Raw genomic sequence first — 14,871 nt, 5'->3', positions numbered from 1 at the left:
GTGCTGACGGCTGCGCCCATGACAGTGCTCACGACCGCGCTCGCGACAGGGCTCGCGACAGGGCTCACGACAGGGCTCACGACAGGGCTCAGGTCAGCGCGGCGACGCGGTCGAGGAGGGCTTCGAGAGTCTTGTCGTCGGTCGCCGGGGCGATGACCGTCACCCGCAGGTGGCGCACGCCCCCGATCTCGGCCGAAGTCAGATGGAAGGAGCCCTCCTCCAGCAGGGTCTCGCGGATCTCGGCCTGGTCGCCGTCGCCATACCTGAAGCAGACGATGTTGCTCTCCGGCTCGTACGGGCAGTGGAAGCCGGGCCGCTCGCGGGCCAGCTCCCAGAAGCGGTGCGCGGTGGCGTACCGCGCCGCCACGTGCTCGCCCAGGCCCCGCTCGCCCCGCCATGCCAGGTTGAGGAACACCTTGGTCCCGAGCGCGGCCTTGCTGCACTCCACGGTCCTGCCGATCAGGTCGAACCCCTGGTCGCCGTAGAACAGGTAGCTGGCCTCCTGCTTGAACGCCGCGTCGAGGTCGCCCTCGCGCCGTACGAGCACGGCCGCCGCGAGGCTGGCGGTGCGCAGCATCTTGTGGGCGTCCCAGATGACGGAGTCGGCCAGCTCGATGCCGTCGAGCAGGTGGCGGTGCTCCTCACTGAGCAGCGCCGACGCACCGTGCGCGCCGTCCACGTGGTACCACAGGCCGTGCTCGGCGCAGAACTCGCCGATGGGCCGCAGGGCGTCGTACAGGCCGGTGCCGGTGGCGCAGGCGGCGGCGACCAGGGCCATCGGCCGGCGCCCGGCGCGCCGCGCCCGGTCGAGCCCCTCGGGCAGCCGGGCCACGTCGATCCTGCCCAGGTCGTCCACGTCGAGCGGCACGACCGCGCGCTCGCCGAGGCCGAGGATCGCGGCCGCCCGGGTGATCGAGTAGTGCGCCGACGGCGGCGCGAGGATGGCGAGATCGCCGGGCACGCCCTCGGTCCACGCGTCGGGGGCGGCGGCGGCCCGCGCGGCGAGCATCGCGGTCAGGTTGGCCAGCGACCCGCCGTGGGTGAGCACCCCGCCGCCCTCGGGGAAACCGACCTTGGCGAGCATCCAGCGCAGCACCTCGAACTCGGCGGTCGCCGCCGCGGCGCCCATCTCGTAGACCGCCATCGGGTTGTTGATCGCCCCGTGGATGAAGTCGGCCAGCGCGGAGGGGAAGTCGGGCGCGGCCGTCTGGTGGGCGAGGTAGGCGGGGTGGTGCAGCCGCGTTCCCTCCGCGAGATAGGCGCCGAGCCACTCCCGGTAGGTCTCCGGGGTCATGCCGCCCTCCCGGATCCAGCGGGCGAGCCCGAGCCGTCCGGCCAGCTCCCCGGGCGGTGTGCGGCGGATCACCGGCACCTCGCCGTCCTGGCTCTCCCGGACGTACGCGGCGAGGCCCTCGACGGTCGCCTCGGCGGCCTGGACGAAGTCGTCGATGTCCCAGGTGTGATCCGGTGTCCAGGTGTGATCCGGTGTCCAGGTGTGTTTCGGTGTCCAGGTGTGTTTCGGCGTCCGGGTGTGATTCGGTGTCATGCCCGAATAATGGCTCTATCGGACGGCAACCGCCACGAACGCCGAATCGGCGGAGGGATCATCGCGTGACCGCCGGCCCGGATTCGGCGCTGATCTTCCGAGCGCGGGACCGTCCGGGGCCCGGTTGCCTGAGAAGGGGTCCGGTCGCCTGGCAAGCGGAAAGCGGCTCAGACGCCCACGGTCCCGTCGACGCCCTCGCGCAGGAAGTCGGCGTGGCCGTTGTGCCGGGCGTACTCGTGGATCATGTGCAGCATGACCAGCCGCAGCGAGACCTCCTCGTCCCACCGGGGCTGGTAGGCGGTGACGTCGAGGGACTCCGCCGCGCGCTCGATCCTGCGGGAATGCTCGACCTCCGTCTGCCAGGCGGCGAACGCCTCCTCGCCGGTGGACCCGTCCGGGTCGTACGCCGCCTGGTAGTCGCCCTCCTCCGACCACAGGAGCGGCACGTCCTCCTGGGCGATCACCCGGCGGAACCACGTGCGCTCGACCTCGGCCATGTGCCGGACCAGACCGAGCAGCGTGAGCGTCGACGGCGGCATCGACCTGCGGCGCAGCTGCTCGTCCGACAGCCCGTCGCACTTCAGCGCGAGCGTGGCCCGGTGGTAGTCGAGAAACGCCCGCAGCATCTCGCGCTCATCCGCGATGCTCGGCGGGCCGATCCGTTCCACTGCCATGTCCGTGGTCCTTCCAATATGGCGATTTATGTGTCGTTCACCCTATGGCCGGAGCCGCTTCGATCCGATCGCCCGGCGGAAGGGGTGGGGATCGCACGGATCACGCGGGCGCGTACGGCAGGATTGGGGGTATGGCAGCGGAGTTCTCTCGACCTGGATCGCTCTACGGCGCCGTGGACCTCGGCGCACGCAAGCAGGCACTCGAGGCCCAGGCGCGGCGTGAGGCCGCCGGGCCGGCCGGAGCCGCCTCGGCGGACGTCATCGAGGTGACCTCGGCCACCTTCAACGCCGACGTGGTGGAGCGCTCGCTGAGCGTCCCCGTCATCGTCGAGGCGACTGTGAGCAGGGCCGAGCAGGTCCGGCAGTTCAGCGACGTGATGGAGAAGCTCGCCGCCGAGGCGGCGGGCGCGTGGGTGCTGGCCCGGGTGGACGTGGAGGCCGACCCGCAGCTCGCCCAGGCGCTGCGGATGCGCGCGGTGCCCACCGTCTATCTGGCCTTCCAGGGGCAGCTCATGCCCCTGTTCGAGGGCCCGCTGCCGGAGTCGCAGCTCCGGCAGGCGCTGGCGCAGGTGTTCGAGCAGCTCGGCGTCGAACTGGCCGCGCCGCCGGAGGGCCAGGCCGAGGAGCCGCCGGTCGACCCCGAGCTCCTGGCGGCCGAGCAGGCCGTGGAGAAGGGCGACCTGGACGCCGCCGCCGCGGCGTACGAGCGCCTGCTGGCGAGGTCGCCGTCGGACGAGGGCGCGAAGATCGGCCTCGCGGGGGTCGGGCTGCTGCGGCGCACGCAGGACCTCGACCCTGCCGACGTGCTGCGCCGGGCCGCCGAGAACGCCGACGACGTGGACCTGCAGATCCAGGCCGCCGACGTGGAGATGGTGAACGGCCAGGTGGACGAGGCGTTCGACCGGCTTGTCGCGGTCGTGCGGCGCACCCGGGGCGCCGACAGGGACAAGGCGCGGCTCCACCTGCTGGGGCTGTTCGACGCGCTGCCCTCCGACGACCCGTCCGTCGCGCGGGCGCGCAGGGCGCTGGCCAGCGCGCTTTTCTGACCGGTTCCCGCCCGGTTCTCGCCCGCGTCCGCCCCGTGTACGCGGTGTGGCGGGGCGCGGGCCGGGTACGACGGGTGCGAACGTATGGACACGGGCTGAAACACCCCGCCGGGGATGGCACGATGGAAAGCACCCATGAGCCGTCCAGCCGGATGCGGGAGCGTGGCCGCCACGCGGAGGCCGCGCCCCAATGGAGCAGCCGGGAGAGCACGGCCAGGCATTACCCCGCAAAGGAGCGGATAGACGTGGCCACCGTGCCTAGCGTGTCCTACTCGATCACCGTGCGCCTCGAGGTGCCCGCAGGGGGCCAGGCGGTCAGCCTCCTCACCCATGCGGTGGAGAACGCGGGCGGTGTCGTAACCGCCCTCGACGTGACCAACGCCGGTCACGAGAAGCTCCGCATCGACGTGACGTGCGCGGCCAAGGACGCCGACCACGTGCAGTCGATCGTCGACAGCCTCGGCGCGGTCGAGGGTGTCGCGATCCACAAGGTCTCCGACCGGACCTTCCTCATGCACCTCGGCGGCAAGATCGAGATGCAGTCGAAGGTTCCCCTGCGCAACCGCGACGAGCTGTCCATGGCCTACACCCCGGGTGTGGCGCGGGTCAGCCTGGCGATCGCGCGCAACCCGGAGGACGCCCGCCGCCTCACGATCAAGCGAAACTCGGTCGCCGTCGTCACCGACGGCTCGGCCGTCCTCGGTCTCGGCAACATCGGCCCCGCCGCCGCGCTGCCGGTGATGGAGGGCAAGGCCGCCCTCTTCAAGCGGTTCGCCGGCATCGACGCCTGGCCCATCTGCCTCGACACGCAGGACGTGGACGAGATCGTCTCGACCGTGCGGGCCATCGCGCCGGGCTTCGGCGGCATCAACCTGGAGGACATCTCGGCGCCGCGCTGCTTCGAGGTGGAGCGGCGGCTGCGTGAGCTGCTCGACATCCCGGTCTTCCACGACGACCAGCACGGCACCGCCATCTGCGTGCTCGCCGCGCTGACCAACGCGCTGAAGGTCGTCGGCAAGGAGATGTCCGAGGTGCGGATCGCGATGGCCGGTGCCGGCGCGGCCGGCACCGCCGTCCTGCGCCTGCTGCTGGCGGCGGGGGCGCGCAACATCATCGTCTGCGACTATCGCGGCGCGGTCCACCTCGGCCGCGACGACCTCGACGACTCGCTACGGTGGATCGCCGAGCACACCAACAGCGAAGGGTACGGCGGCGACCTGCGCGGCGCGGTCAAGGGCGCCGACGTCTTCATCGGCGTCTCCGCGCCGGGGATCCTCACCGGGGACGACGTCGCCGCCATGGCGAAGGACGCGGTGGTGTTCGCGCTGGCCAACCCCGAGCCGGAGGTCTCCCCGGACGAGGCCCGCGAGCACGCGGCGGTCGTGGCCACGGGCCGGTCCGACTACCCCAACCAGATCAACAACGTGCTGGCGTTCCCGGGCGTGTTCCGCGGCCTGCTCGACGCCCAGGCGAGCGGCGTCACGCAGGAGATGCTGCTCGCGGCGGCACGCGCGCTGGCCGCCGTCGTATCGAGCGAGGAGCTCGGCCCCAACTACATCATCCCGAGCGTCTTCCACCCCGACGTGGCCAACGCGGTGGCGGCTGCCGTACGGGAGTCGGCCGGCGGCAGGGCCAGGGGCTTCACCGAGGCCTGATCAAGGTTCCTGTCCGTGACAGTGTCGTTGCGGTCGGTAATATGACGCGGCAAACCGGGGTCGGCGTACACGAATCCGCAATCCTCCCTCATGATGGGATGTATGGCGGAGGCGATCTACGTCGGCGGGTTGCTTGTAGCGACGCCACTGCTCGACGACCCCAACTTCCGGCGTAGCGTGGTGCTCGTCCTGGAGCACGACGAGGACGGCGGCACGTTGGGTGTGGTGCTCAACAGGCCAAGCGAGATCGCCGTGACCCAGGTCTTACCTTCCTGGGACGCCCTGGTCACGGGACCTCCGGTGCTGTTCGAGGGCGGTCCGGTGCAGACGGACAGCGCCCTCGCCCTCGCCGTCGTGCTCAGCGGCGAGGAGCCGCTGGGCTGGCGCCGGCTGCAGGGCAGGGCGGCGGTCTCGCGCCTCGGCACGGTCGACCTCGACGCGCCCCCGGAGATCCTGGCGGGGGAGATCTCCCAGATGCGGATCTTCGCGGGTTACGCGGGCTGGACCGCCGGGCAGCTCGAAAACGAGCTCCAGGAGGGAGCCTGGTACGTCGTGGACTCCGAGCCGGGCGACACCTTCCACCCGAACCCGGCCACGCTGTGGCGCACCGTGCTGCGCAGGCAGAAGGGGGACCTGGCGCTGGTCGCCACCTTCCCCGACGACCCCATGCTCAACTGATCCCCCTGCTCAGGTGATGCCGGTGCGCCCGTCCTTGGCCGGCCGCGACGCGCGGAGGCCGGGCGCGGGGAGCGCGCCCGGCCGTGGGCGGGACGCCGCGTCTCAGCTCGCGGTGCAGCTCACCGCCGGCACCGAGTTGGTGCCGTTCCAGGAGCCGAGGAACCCGAACGAGGTGGACGCTCCGGCGCCGAGGGCGCCGTTGTAGCTCACGTTCCTGGCGGTGACCGACGACCCGCTCGACGACACCGTGGCGTTCCACACCTGGGTGATCGCCTGGCCGTCGGCGTAGGTCCAGGTCACGGTCCAGCCGGAGATGGCGCTGGAGCCGGCCCTGACCGTCACCTCACCCTGGAAGCCGCCGCCCCACTGGTTGGAGACCGTGTACGTCGCCGAGCAGCCCCGGGCGCCGCCGGTGGGGGAGGGGCTGGGGCTGGCGCTCGGAGATCTGGTCGGCGAGGCGCTGGGGGAGACGGACGGGCTGGGAGACGGGCTCACCGGCGGCTGGCCGCTGTAGATCGTCGCTTCCCTGGCGGTCGGCCTGATGCCGTTCGCGCCGTTGAAGAGCCGCTGGCCCCACGAGGTGAGCTGGTCGACGTTGAAGTTCGTCACCTGGTCGAGGTATTCGACGCCGCCGCCGTTGCCGCTCCACGACCAGCCGAGGTAGCCGATGCCGCGCGACTGGGCCTGCGACATGATCGTGTCCTCGTCGGGGTCGCCGTCCGAGTGCATGTTGCCGAACTCGCCGATCACCAGCGGCAGGCCGGCGTTCTGGAACGCCTGGAGATAGCCGGTGACCTCGGCCGCCGTGTCGAAGACGCCGTACATGTGGATCGAGAAGACGGTGTTCTTCTGGGGGTCGCTGTCGAGGACCGAGGAGGCGTTGTCGCGCATGACGAACTGCCAGTCCTGGCCCCAGTTGGGCGCGTCGACCATCAGCAGGTGCTGGAATCCGGCCGCCCGCATCCTGCTGATCGCGCTCTTGGTCGCGTTGGTCCAGGCGGACGGGTTGTTGTTGCCGTACGGCTCGTTGCCGATGTTGATGACGACGTAGTTCTCCTGGCCGGTCAGCACGCTCTTGAGACCGACCCAGTAGTCGACCGCCTGGTCGAGCGTGTACGCGCCGCTCTGCTCGCCGTAACCGGTGGTGTCGTGGTTTTCGAGCACGCATATTAACCGGTTCTGCTTGCACAGCGAGATGACGTTGGCGACATCGCTCGCGGTGTTGGCCGTCCAGCGGCCGCCGCTCAGCACGACGCGGACGGTGTTCGCGCCCAGGGACTTGATGTTCGCGAACGAGCTCGTCTGGCTGGGGTACCAGGTGTGGGCGTGGCTGGTGCCCCGCATGATGAACTGGTTTCCGTTGGCTTCGAGGATCCTCGTGCCGCTGACGTGGAGTCCGGTCGCGGCCTGCGCGTTCTGGGTCATCGCGAGCACTGACGTCAGGAGGGCGAGGAGGGCCGCGCCCGCGGCGATGAAACGTGTTTTCATTCTGTACCTCGGGTGGGGGGATCGGCGTCGGTGGGAACGCCGAACGCACCATAGGCAGCGGGAGCCGAGGCCGTACAGGAGACGGCTCTCGCGCGCTCGCCGACGGGCATGGCCCTACTGAACCGGTTCGGCAGCGCGTGCCATCGGACCAGCGCGATTCCCCTCCGAGGGCCCCCACCTGGGCCGTGTCATCCCGATGAAACGTTCACCGGCCCCGGCCGCCGCGATTGGGTGGCGGAGGACGTCGGTAGAGTCGGCTGCCATGTCCGACCCCGGTGTGCAGGATCGCGGTGTGCAGGATCGCGGGGTGCAGGATCCCGGTGGGCCCTGCCCTGGCGTGCCCGGTCCCGGTGTGTCAAACGTCAGCCGGCTCGACCTCGGCGTGACCGGCCGCGGAGATCGGCGACCTGCCCGGCCTCACCGACTACCTCTACCTGAGCGACAACGGGTTCACCTCGGTGCCCGCCTCGCTGGGACGGCTCGACCGGCTCGGCTATCTCAACCTCGCGGAGAACCGGCTTGCCGCCCTGCCGGAGACGATCGGCGGCATGACCGCCCTGCATGAGCTGCGGATCCACGACAACCGGCTGACGACGCTGCCGGAGACGATCGGCCGTCTGACCGGGCTGCGTGAGTTGCACCTCAGGAACAACCGCCTCACCGGGCTGCCCGAGTCGCTCGGCGGGCTGCGCGCCCTGCGTCACCTTGACCTGCGCGGCAATCCCCTGGAGCGGCTGCCCGACTCCGTCGTACGCCTGACCGAGCTGACCCACCTCGACCTGCGGGCGACCCGTCTCGCCACGCTGCCCGACGGGCTCGCGGAGCTGCCGCGGCTGGAGAAGCTCGACCTGCGCTGGGTCAAGTTCGAGGAGCCCCTCGCCTGTGTCGGCCCGTTGCGCGAGCGCGGGTGCGTCGTACTCCTCTGAGGACGACCGGGGACGGCTGCGGGGCGGCTGCGCGGGCGGCGGTGCGGGCGGCCGGGTGGGTCAGCCCGTGGTCGCGGCGGGCTCGACCGGGCGTCCGGCGGGCTGTGCGGAGCATGCGGGCAGGTCCCAGCCGGGGCACAGGGAACGCTCGGCCAGCGTGAGCAGGTCCTCCAGCCGCCGCGCCAGCACGACGGGGTCCTGCGTGCGCTCGTCGAAGCAGGCGAGGGCCACGCTGAGGAAGACCGCCACGATGAACTTCGGCTGGAGGTCCCACGGGTCGGTCCCCAGCCTGCGGGCCACCTCGGCGACGAGCCTGCGCTCGTTCTCCTTGATCAGCCGCATGGCCCCGGCGAGCAGGGCGGGCGTGGAGTGCACGACCTTCTGGCAACGCAGGTACCTGCCCGTTTCCGCGTCATCCGTCTTTCGTAGCATCTTCAGCAACGAGCGCATCGCCTGACACAGAGCGGTGAACGGCGACTCCGACTCGGGACGTGCGACCAGTTCGGCGAGGAGCACCCGCTGCTCGTCGGCGGTCAGCGAGAGCGCCACGTCCTCCTTCGAGGCGAAGTATCGGAAGAACGTCCTGGGCGAGACCTCCACCTCGGCGGCGATCTGGTCGATAGTCGTCGCCTCGTAGCCCTTGGTGAGGAAGAGATCGAGGGCCGCGTCGACCAGGGCGTCCCGCGTCCGCTGCTTCTTGCGTTCGCGCAGACCCACGGCGGTCACCTCCTCGAAACTGCCGGTTCACAAACTTTCACTTGTCACCGTATGTCGGATAAAAGGATTTGTCATCTGTCATCGACTGACATAAATTGCTTGAGGTCGACTCAGTGGTGCTAAGGGGGAATCTCCATGACTCAAGCCGTATCGGTGGACGCCGACGCGCCTCCAGGACGAGGCCAGGGGCATCCATGGCTCACGCTGCTCGCCGTCTCGCTCGGCGTGATCATGGTCATGCTCGACGGCACGGTCGTGGCGATCGCCAACCCGGTCATCCAGGTCGAGCTCAAGGCGACACTGGCCGACCTGCAGTGGGTGACCAGCGGTTATCTGCTCGCGCTGGCGGTCTTCCTGATCACGGCCGGCAAGCTCGGCGACCTGTTCGGACACAAGCGCGTCTTCCTCATCGGCGTCGCCGGCTTCGCGCTGACCTCGCTCGCCATCGGCCTGTCGTCCTCGATCGGCGTGCTCATCGGGCTGCGGGTGCTGCAGGGGCTGTTCGGCGCGCTGCTGCAGCCCGCGGCGCTCGCGTTGCTCCGGTCGGCGTTCCCCGGTGAGCGGCTCAACATGGCCATGGGGGCGTGGGGCGCGATCATCGGGCTGTCGAGCGCGGCGGGCCCGATCGTCGGCGGCCTCCTCGTGGAGAACGTGAGCTGGCAGTCGGTGTTCTTCATCAACGTGCCGGTCGGCGTGGCGGCGCTGGCGTTCGGGCTGTGGACGCTGCGGGAGAACCGGGCCAAGATGCTGTCGCGGGTCGACTGGCTCGGCGTCGTGCTGCTGTCCGGTGCGATGTTCGCGCTGGTGTGGGCCATCATCAAGGCCCCCGAGTGGGGCTGGGGCGACGCCAAGACGCTCGGCTTCCTCGCCGCCGCCGTGGTGGTCGGGGCCGTGTTCCTGTTCTGGCAGTCGAAGGCGAGCGAGCCGCTGCTGCCGCTGAGCCTGTTCCGCAACGCATCGGTCTCGATCGGGACCGTCCTCATGATCCTCATGTCGTTCGCGATGTTCGGCGCGATGTTCTTCCTCACGTTCTTCTTCCAGGGCGTGCACGGGCTCACCCCGCTCGACTCCGGCCTGCGCATGCTGCCCATGAGCGCCGGCATGATCGTCGCCTCGCCCATCGCGGGCGTCCTCATCGGCAAGCTCGGTCCGAAGATCACCATCGCGGGCGGCATGGTGATCAGCGCCTTCGCGATGTTCCTCATGTCGCGGCTCAGCGTCGAGGCCGCCTTCGCCGACAGCGCGATCCCGTTCGTGCTGCTCGCGTTCGGTCTGTCGCCGGTGTTCGTCGGCGCCACGGAGATCATCGTGGGCAACGCGCCGGAGGAGCTGAGCGGCGTCGCGGGCGGCGTGCAGAACTCCGCGATGCAGGTCGGCGGCGCGCTCGGCACCGCCATCCTGGGCGCGGTGGTGTCCGCCAAGGTGGCCGACGTGCTGCCCGGCTACCTCGGCCCGGCGGCGGCAGCCGTCCCGCCCGCCCAGATGGAGGGCCTGAAGGCCCTGGCATCGGTGGGTCAGGCCCCGCCCGGACTCACCGGCCCCGTGGCCAAGACGCTGGCCGACGCGGCGCACCTGTCCTTCATGGACGGCCTGCACCTCGGCTTCGTCGTGAGCACGGCGGTCGCCCTCGTCGCGGCGGCCCTGGCCCTGTTCGTCAAGGCCGGCCGCAAGACCGAGGGCGCCCCGGTCCACATGGGCTGAGGCCCGGTCTCCTCCGTACGGCTCCCGCCACCCCGGCGGGAGCCGTACGCGCGCCCGGGCCGGGCGCGCCCGCTCGCTCAGTAGACTTGGTATCCGTGAGCGGCACGAAGATTCTTCCCGAGAGCGACGTAACACCCCGGCTCTCGCACGGCGACGGTGACCACGAGCGCTTCTCGCACTTCGCCGACAAGAACAAGATCACTGAAAGCTACGTCACCGGCGCGCCGGTGCGGGCCCTGTGCGGCAAGGTCTGGGTGCCCAGCCGCGACCCGAAGAAGTATCCGGTCTGCCCGGAGTGCAAGGAGATCTACGACGGGCTGCCCAAGGGCGAACCGTCCGGCGAGTGAGTGTCGATCCGGGATCATCGCGTCCCCTGCGGCTAGGGTCTGCCTTCTGACCAGCCGTATCGGGGGAACGAATGGTTCGGCGACCCATCGCCGTCGTCCTTGCATGCCTTTACGCGCTGGGCGGCGCGTGCGCCGTCCCGGCCACCGCAGCCTCCCGGGCGCCCGGTGGTCTCACCGGCGCCGCACTGCGTGAATCGCCGGCCTCCCGGCCGGACGCCTGCCTTACCCGCAACGCCGCACCGAAGCGCCGGAAGGGCGCGGGCAGGCTGACGCGCGCCATGGAGCCGCGTGTGCCGGGGCCGGACGAGGTCGCCCGGATGTCGGCCGACCTGGTCCGCAGGCTTGGTGCGGCGCGGACGCAAGAGGCCGCTCAGCCGGCAGAAGCCGCGCCGCCGAGAGCGACCGCGCAGGCAAGAGAAGCCGCGCGGGTTGGGGAAGCCGCGCGGGCAGGTGAACCCCTGCCGCCGAGAGCGACCGCGCGGCCTGCGGTCACCCCGCAGCCGGGGGCGGCGGTGCAGCCCGGGGCGACGACGGCGCGGCCGGGGGCGACGATGCGGCCGGGGAGCGGGGCCGCCGCGCGGCGGAGCGGTTCCGCGGCCGTCGAGCGGATCACCGTGCCGGTGCGGGTGCACATCATCAGGGACCGCAAGCTCGGCCTGCCCGACGCCGCCGTCGCCCGGCAGATCGCCGTGCTCAACACCGCCTACTCCGGCGGGTACGGCGGGGCCGACACCGGCGTGCGCTTCGAACTCAAGGGCATCACGCACACCGACAACCGGAACTGGTTCCGCGACCCCCTCGGCTACGAGGAACCGATGAAGAAGAAGCTGCGGGTCGGCGGCCCAGAGACGCTCAACCTCTACATCGCGCAGCTGAGCCGGCTCGTGCTCGGCTACTCCACCTATCCGTACTGGTATGACGACGAGCCAGTGCTGGACGGCGTGGTGATCGACTGGCGGAGCGTCCCCGGCGGCCCGCTGCGCGACTTCGCCAGGGGCTTCACGGCCGTGCACGAGATCGGCCACTGGCTGGGCCTGCTGCACACCTTCGAGAACGGCTGCAAGGACCCGGGCGACTCGGTGGACGACACGCCCCCCGAGGCCCACCCGACGAACGGCTGCCCTGCGAAGAAGGACAGTTGCCCGGCGCCGGGCAACGATCCGGTGCACAACTTCATGGACTACGCCCAGGACCGCTGCATGCGCGAGTTCACCGCGGGCCAGGGCGTACGCGTCCACCAGATGTGGGACGCCTACCGCCGCCCGGTGCCGCTGGGAACCGAGGCGGCGGCGCAGAAGGCCGCCGCCGGGGTGGCCGCGGCGGGGCTTCAGGAGGCCGCGCCGGCGCCTCAGGGGACCGCTGTGGATGTCGCCGACGGCACGGAGGCGTCAAGCAGCACCGCGAGCGACCTCGATGCCGTACCCGTGGGCGACGCCCTGAGCGACACCGTGAGCGACACCGTGAGCGACACCGCGAACGGAGCGGCGAGCGACCCTGCGAGTGACCTTGTGCCGGGTCTCGCCACCCGGGGCTCCGAGCAACCCGGCTGGCGACGCGTAGGGCGATGAGGGATCATCACAGGAACAGGGCGATGACGAATCGGTCGGAGCCGTTGACGTCGCGGCGCGGGTATGAGTAACTCCACAGCAGCGTTCATGGTCACGAAGCCTCGCGCCCGGCCCTGAGCGCCGAGTCGCTCGCCGGTTCCGTCCCACACGCCCGGCCCAGGCCGCCCGGGGAGGCTATGTGGATGACCAGTGGACCCGCCGGGTCTGGCCACCCGCGGAGGAGGAGTCTCCGCCGTCCGGACAGGCGCCCACTCGCCCGTACGGCGTCCCGGGCGGGCCGCCGCGGTCGTCCACGCCGTCCACGCCCCCTCGGTGGCCGACACGGCCGTACGGCGGCCGTGAGCCGGACCGGAACCCCACCGAGGAGAGCCTCACCGGCCTGTACGGCGCGCCGGTCGCCGAACGGTCACAGTCCGGCCGCCCGGCCTGGCCCTCGCTGGGCCTGGAGTCCCCCGAGCCCGAGGACGACCTGCCTCCGTCGGCGCGCCGCTACCGTGCGCCAGAGACGCCTCCCCGCCCGATGCCGCGGTGGTTACGGCGCCTTCTCGTCGGCGGCCTCGCGCTGGTCTGCTCGGCCGCCGTCATCGGCGCGGTGGTGGTCACGGTCCTGAACCGGGCCGAGAGCGCGCCCCCCACGGTGGTCCACGACCAGATCGCCGGGGTCTCCTACACGTTGCCGCCGGAGTGGCGGGAGGGCGTGGTCGCGCCAGTGACCGGCTTCACGTCCGCCGCCGCGCGCGGCGACAGCGCCACGGTCATGGCCCGGCCCGGCGACCGGGTGGACCCGCCCAACCTGCGTTCGGCCGTCATCGACCTGAGCGATCTCTACACGCAGCTGCTGCTGCACGGCGACAAGGTCGAGGTGATCGATGACCGCGCCGTGACCGTCGGCGGGCGGCCGGGCCACACCCGGGCCGTACGCGCCGAATACACCGACGTGGTGAACGAGCCCGCCTTCATGCGGGTGACCCTGCTGACCAGGCCGGACGGCGGCAGCACGGTCCTGCTCGGGCTGGCCCATCCCGACCGTCCCCAGTCGCGCGCCGAGATCGAGGGCCTCATGTGGGGAGCCCGCTGACCCCACCGTCGTTCCCGCCGCCGTTGCTCCAGCCACCCCGCCCGCCCGCACCGCGCGCCACCGGAGCCTGATGCCCTCGCACCCCGCACCCCCGCGCGCCGCGCCACTCTCGCCCGCGGCACCTCGCCCGCCGCGCCTCCCGCCTCGTGCGGCCTCCTGCGCCTCTGCGGAGCGGGGCGCCTATGGGCCCGGCTGCCCTGCACACCACGCCATTCGCGCCTCGCGTGCCCCTGGCGTATTGCGGTGCTCCGGTCCTGGGGTCCTGCGTCCGCTATGTCGGGAAATAGCGCCGGCTATCCCTCCTTGAATCCTCTCCGTTGATATGGGCGTTGAATCGGGACAGTATGCGATATGGCGGCCTGCTTCTTTGTCGCGTACGTCCGATCGAATGTGCATATCGGTGAGTTAGTGGTTTCTCCGGTGCTCGATCCCGCGATAGCGGGAGATCGCGGCATTTTCGGTGCGGCTTTGAGATAGGCGGAGCATCTGTTTGCCGGTATCCGATAAGTGGCTCGCTGCCCACGTTTCCCCGGACAGGTATCTTCGATGTCGCATCGCACGAAAACGCGGTGACCCGGAAACACCAATTCTCACCATGGGGGGGAAATCAAATTGATTTCTCGTAGGAGCAGCTCGGCCTCTGGTTCGCGTGGCGCCGGTCGCCTGCTGGCGCGGGCCGCCGCAGTGGCCGTGACGTGCGCATCTGTGGGGCTGTCGGGTGCGGTCGCGGCGAGCGCAGCACCGACGAAGACCACCCCGGCCACGCAGGCAGCGACTCCGCAGGGCGGAGGGGAGAAGCAGAAGTTCATCCCCTTCCCGAGGCTGGACGCTACGAATATCATCACCGACTTCACGTTCGCCGCCGGTGACACGACCATCTCCCCGACCGCCTCTCGGACTTTCACCGGGTCGGCGCGCCGGGGTCACGTCTTCGTCAACGACGGCAACGCCTGGACGGACGTCACACCGGTCTTCGGCAGCAGCGGCTTCTTCTATGACATCGCTCTGGCTCCGAGCACCAGCACGGCGGTCCCGGCCGGGGCCACGGGGGTCACGCTCCCCGGCACCGGTGCTCCTGCGGGCCTGGTGAGGGTGACGGTGCGTCGGGCGGACGGGGCGATCCTCCGTTCCGACTGCACGGTCAGCAGCCTCAGCGGCGGTGGGACGCTCGGCACCTTCCTGCCGCTGTCCACGGCCAACTGCACGGCGCCGACGACGCTGTAACGGCCGGTCCTGGCAGATAGCACTCAGGGCGGACAGCCGCGGAGCCCGACGGGCTCCCGGGGCTGTCCGCCCTCGTGCGTCAAGGCGCCGGCTGGACACGGCCATCGCGGGAGCATCTTCCCGTCCTGAGTTGGCTCAATTTAGTGCGCACCTTCGGGGCTGCGGATCTGCTTGAGTGCGTCGCGTAGGTCTGTGGGCAGGGGGTCGGCGGCGGTCAGGACGT

General features: G+C 70.9%; 13 protein-coding genes. 9 read left to right on the top strand and 4 right to left on the bottom strand.

Annotation, left to right across the window (positions count from 1 at the left end):
* Positions 1 to 88 precede the first annotated feature (88 nt).
* Positions 89 to 1,546 (bottom strand): pyridoxal-dependent decarboxylase, encoded by a 1,458-nt coding sequence (locus FLV34_RS26440; RefSeq protein ID WP_147944362.1) that lies wholly within the window; start codon positions 1,544 to 1,546, stop codon positions 89 to 91.
* Between the two features lie 167 nt (positions 1,547 to 1,713).
* On the bottom strand, positions 1,714 to 2,220 hold the full coding sequence (locus tag FLV34_RS26435) for a DinB family protein (protein ID WP_142647125.1): 507 nt from the start codon (positions 2,218 to 2,220) through the stop codon (positions 1,714 to 1,716).
* 131 nt (positions 2,221 to 2,351) lie between these two features.
* On the opposite strand from FLV34_RS26435, the gene FLV34_RS26430 reads away from it, so the two are divergent.
* The 3 genes from FLV34_RS26430 to FLV34_RS26420 all read left to right on the top strand — a co-directional run bounded on the left by FLV34_RS26430 (position 2,352) and on the right by FLV34_RS26420 (position 5,599).
* Positions 2,352 to 3,266 (top strand): tetratricopeptide repeat protein, encoded by a 915-nt coding sequence (locus FLV34_RS26430; RefSeq protein WP_142647124.1) that lies wholly within the window; start codon positions 2,352 to 2,354, stop codon positions 3,264 to 3,266.
* A 245-nt stretch (positions 3,267 to 3,511) separates the two neighbouring features.
* The gene (locus tag FLV34_RS26425) at positions 3,512 to 4,921 is read left to right on the top strand and encodes an NAD-dependent malic enzyme (protein ID WP_142647123.1); all 1,410 of its coding nucleotides are present in this window, start codon (positions 3,512 to 3,514) and stop codon (positions 4,919 to 4,921) included.
* 102 nt (positions 4,922 to 5,023) lie between these two features.
* Positions 5,024 to 5,599 (top strand): YqgE/AlgH family protein, encoded by a 576-nt coding sequence (locus tag FLV34_RS26420; protein ID WP_142647122.1) that lies wholly within the window; start codon positions 5,024 to 5,026, stop codon positions 5,597 to 5,599.
* A 102-nt stretch (positions 5,600 to 5,701) separates the two neighbouring features.
* On the opposite strand, the gene FLV34_RS26415 is transcribed toward FLV34_RS26420, so the two are convergent.
* Positions 5,702 to 7,087 carry a cellulase family glycosylhydrolase gene (locus FLV34_RS26415; RefSeq protein WP_142647121.1) on the bottom strand — a complete coding sequence of 462 codons (1,386 nt, stop codon included), beginning with the start codon at positions 7,085 to 7,087 and terminating at the stop codon, positions 5,702 to 5,704.
* 398 nt (positions 7,088 to 7,485) lie between these two features.
* On the opposite strand from FLV34_RS26415, the gene FLV34_RS26410 reads away from it, so the two are divergent.
* On the top strand, positions 7,486 to 8,013 hold the full coding sequence (locus FLV34_RS26410; RefSeq protein WP_147944361.1) for a leucine-rich repeat domain-containing protein: 528 nt from the start codon (positions 7,486 to 7,488) through the stop codon (positions 8,011 to 8,013).
* A gap of 60 nt (positions 8,014 to 8,073) precedes the next feature.
* On the opposite strand, the gene FLV34_RS26405 is transcribed toward FLV34_RS26410, so the two are convergent.
* Positions 8,074 to 8,739 carry a TetR family transcriptional regulator gene (locus FLV34_RS26405; RefSeq protein ID WP_147944360.1) on the bottom strand — a complete coding sequence of 222 codons (666 nt, stop codon included), beginning with the start codon at positions 8,737 to 8,739 and terminating at the stop codon, positions 8,074 to 8,076.
* Between the two features lie 126 nt (positions 8,740 to 8,865).
* Here FLV34_RS26405 and FLV34_RS26400 point away from each other — a divergent pair, with 126 nt between their 5' ends.
* The 5 genes from FLV34_RS26400 to FLV34_RS26380 all read left to right on the top strand — a co-directional run bounded on the left by FLV34_RS26400 (position 8,866) and on the right by FLV34_RS26380 (position 14,648).
* Positions 8,866 to 10,431 (top strand): MFS transporter, encoded by a 1,566-nt coding sequence (locus tag FLV34_RS26400; RefSeq protein ID WP_142647118.1) that lies wholly within the window; start codon positions 8,866 to 8,868, stop codon positions 10,429 to 10,431.
* Between the two features lie 86 nt (positions 10,432 to 10,517).
* Complete coding sequence (locus tag FLV34_RS26395) at positions 10,518 to 10,778, top strand: DUF3039 domain-containing protein (RefSeq protein WP_142647117.1); 261 nt, start codon at positions 10,518 to 10,520, stop codon at positions 10,776 to 10,778.
* A gap of 512 nt (positions 10,779 to 11,290) precedes the next feature.
* Positions 11,291 to 12,346 carry a zinc metalloprotease gene (locus FLV34_RS26390; RefSeq protein ID WP_261985913.1) on the top strand — a complete coding sequence of 352 codons (1,056 nt, stop codon included), beginning with the start codon at positions 11,291 to 11,293 and terminating at the stop codon, positions 12,344 to 12,346.
* A 178-nt stretch (positions 12,347 to 12,524) separates the two neighbouring features.
* Positions 12,525 to 13,424 (top strand): hypothetical protein, encoded by a 900-nt coding sequence (locus FLV34_RS26385; RefSeq protein ID WP_142647116.1) that lies wholly within the window; start codon positions 12,525 to 12,527, stop codon positions 13,422 to 13,424.
* Between the two features lie 690 nt (positions 13,425 to 14,114).
* Positions 14,115 to 14,648 (top strand): hypothetical protein, encoded by a 534-nt coding sequence (locus tag FLV34_RS26380; RefSeq protein ID WP_142647115.1) that lies wholly within the window; start codon positions 14,115 to 14,117, stop codon positions 14,646 to 14,648.
* Positions 14,649 to 14,871: the final 223 nt, after the last annotated feature.

The organism is Microbispora sp. CSR-4, from assembly GCF_008033685.1.
Classification (GTDB): domain Bacteria; phylum Actinomycetota; class Actinomycetes; order Streptosporangiales; family Streptosporangiaceae; genus Microbispora.
The sequence above is the reverse complement of the archived record's forward strand: the minus strand, read 5'-3'. Positions and strand labels throughout refer to the sequence as shown.

Coding starts and splice junctions, on each gene's coding strand:
- FLV34_RS26415 (WP_142647121.1), bottom strand. CDS start 7,087: ATGAAAACACGTTTCATCGCCGCGGGCGCGGCCCTCCTCGCCCTCCTG.
- FLV34_RS26400 (WP_142647118.1), top strand. CDS start 8,866: ATGACTCAAGCCGTATCGGTGGACGCCGACGCGCCTCCAGGACGAGGC.
- FLV34_RS26435 (WP_142647125.1), bottom strand. CDS start 2,220: ATGGCAGTGGAACGGATCGGCCCGCCGAGCATCGCGGATGAGCGCGAG.
- FLV34_RS26440 (WP_147944362.1), bottom strand. CDS start 1,546: ATGACACCGAATCACACCCGGACGCCGAAACACACCTGGACACCGAAA.
- FLV34_RS26420 (WP_142647122.1), top strand. CDS start 5,024: ATGGCGGAGGCGATCTACGTCGGCGGGTTGCTTGTAGCGACGCCACTG.
- FLV34_RS26430 (WP_142647124.1), top strand. CDS start 2,352: ATGGCAGCGGAGTTCTCTCGACCTGGATCGCTCTACGGCGCCGTGGAC.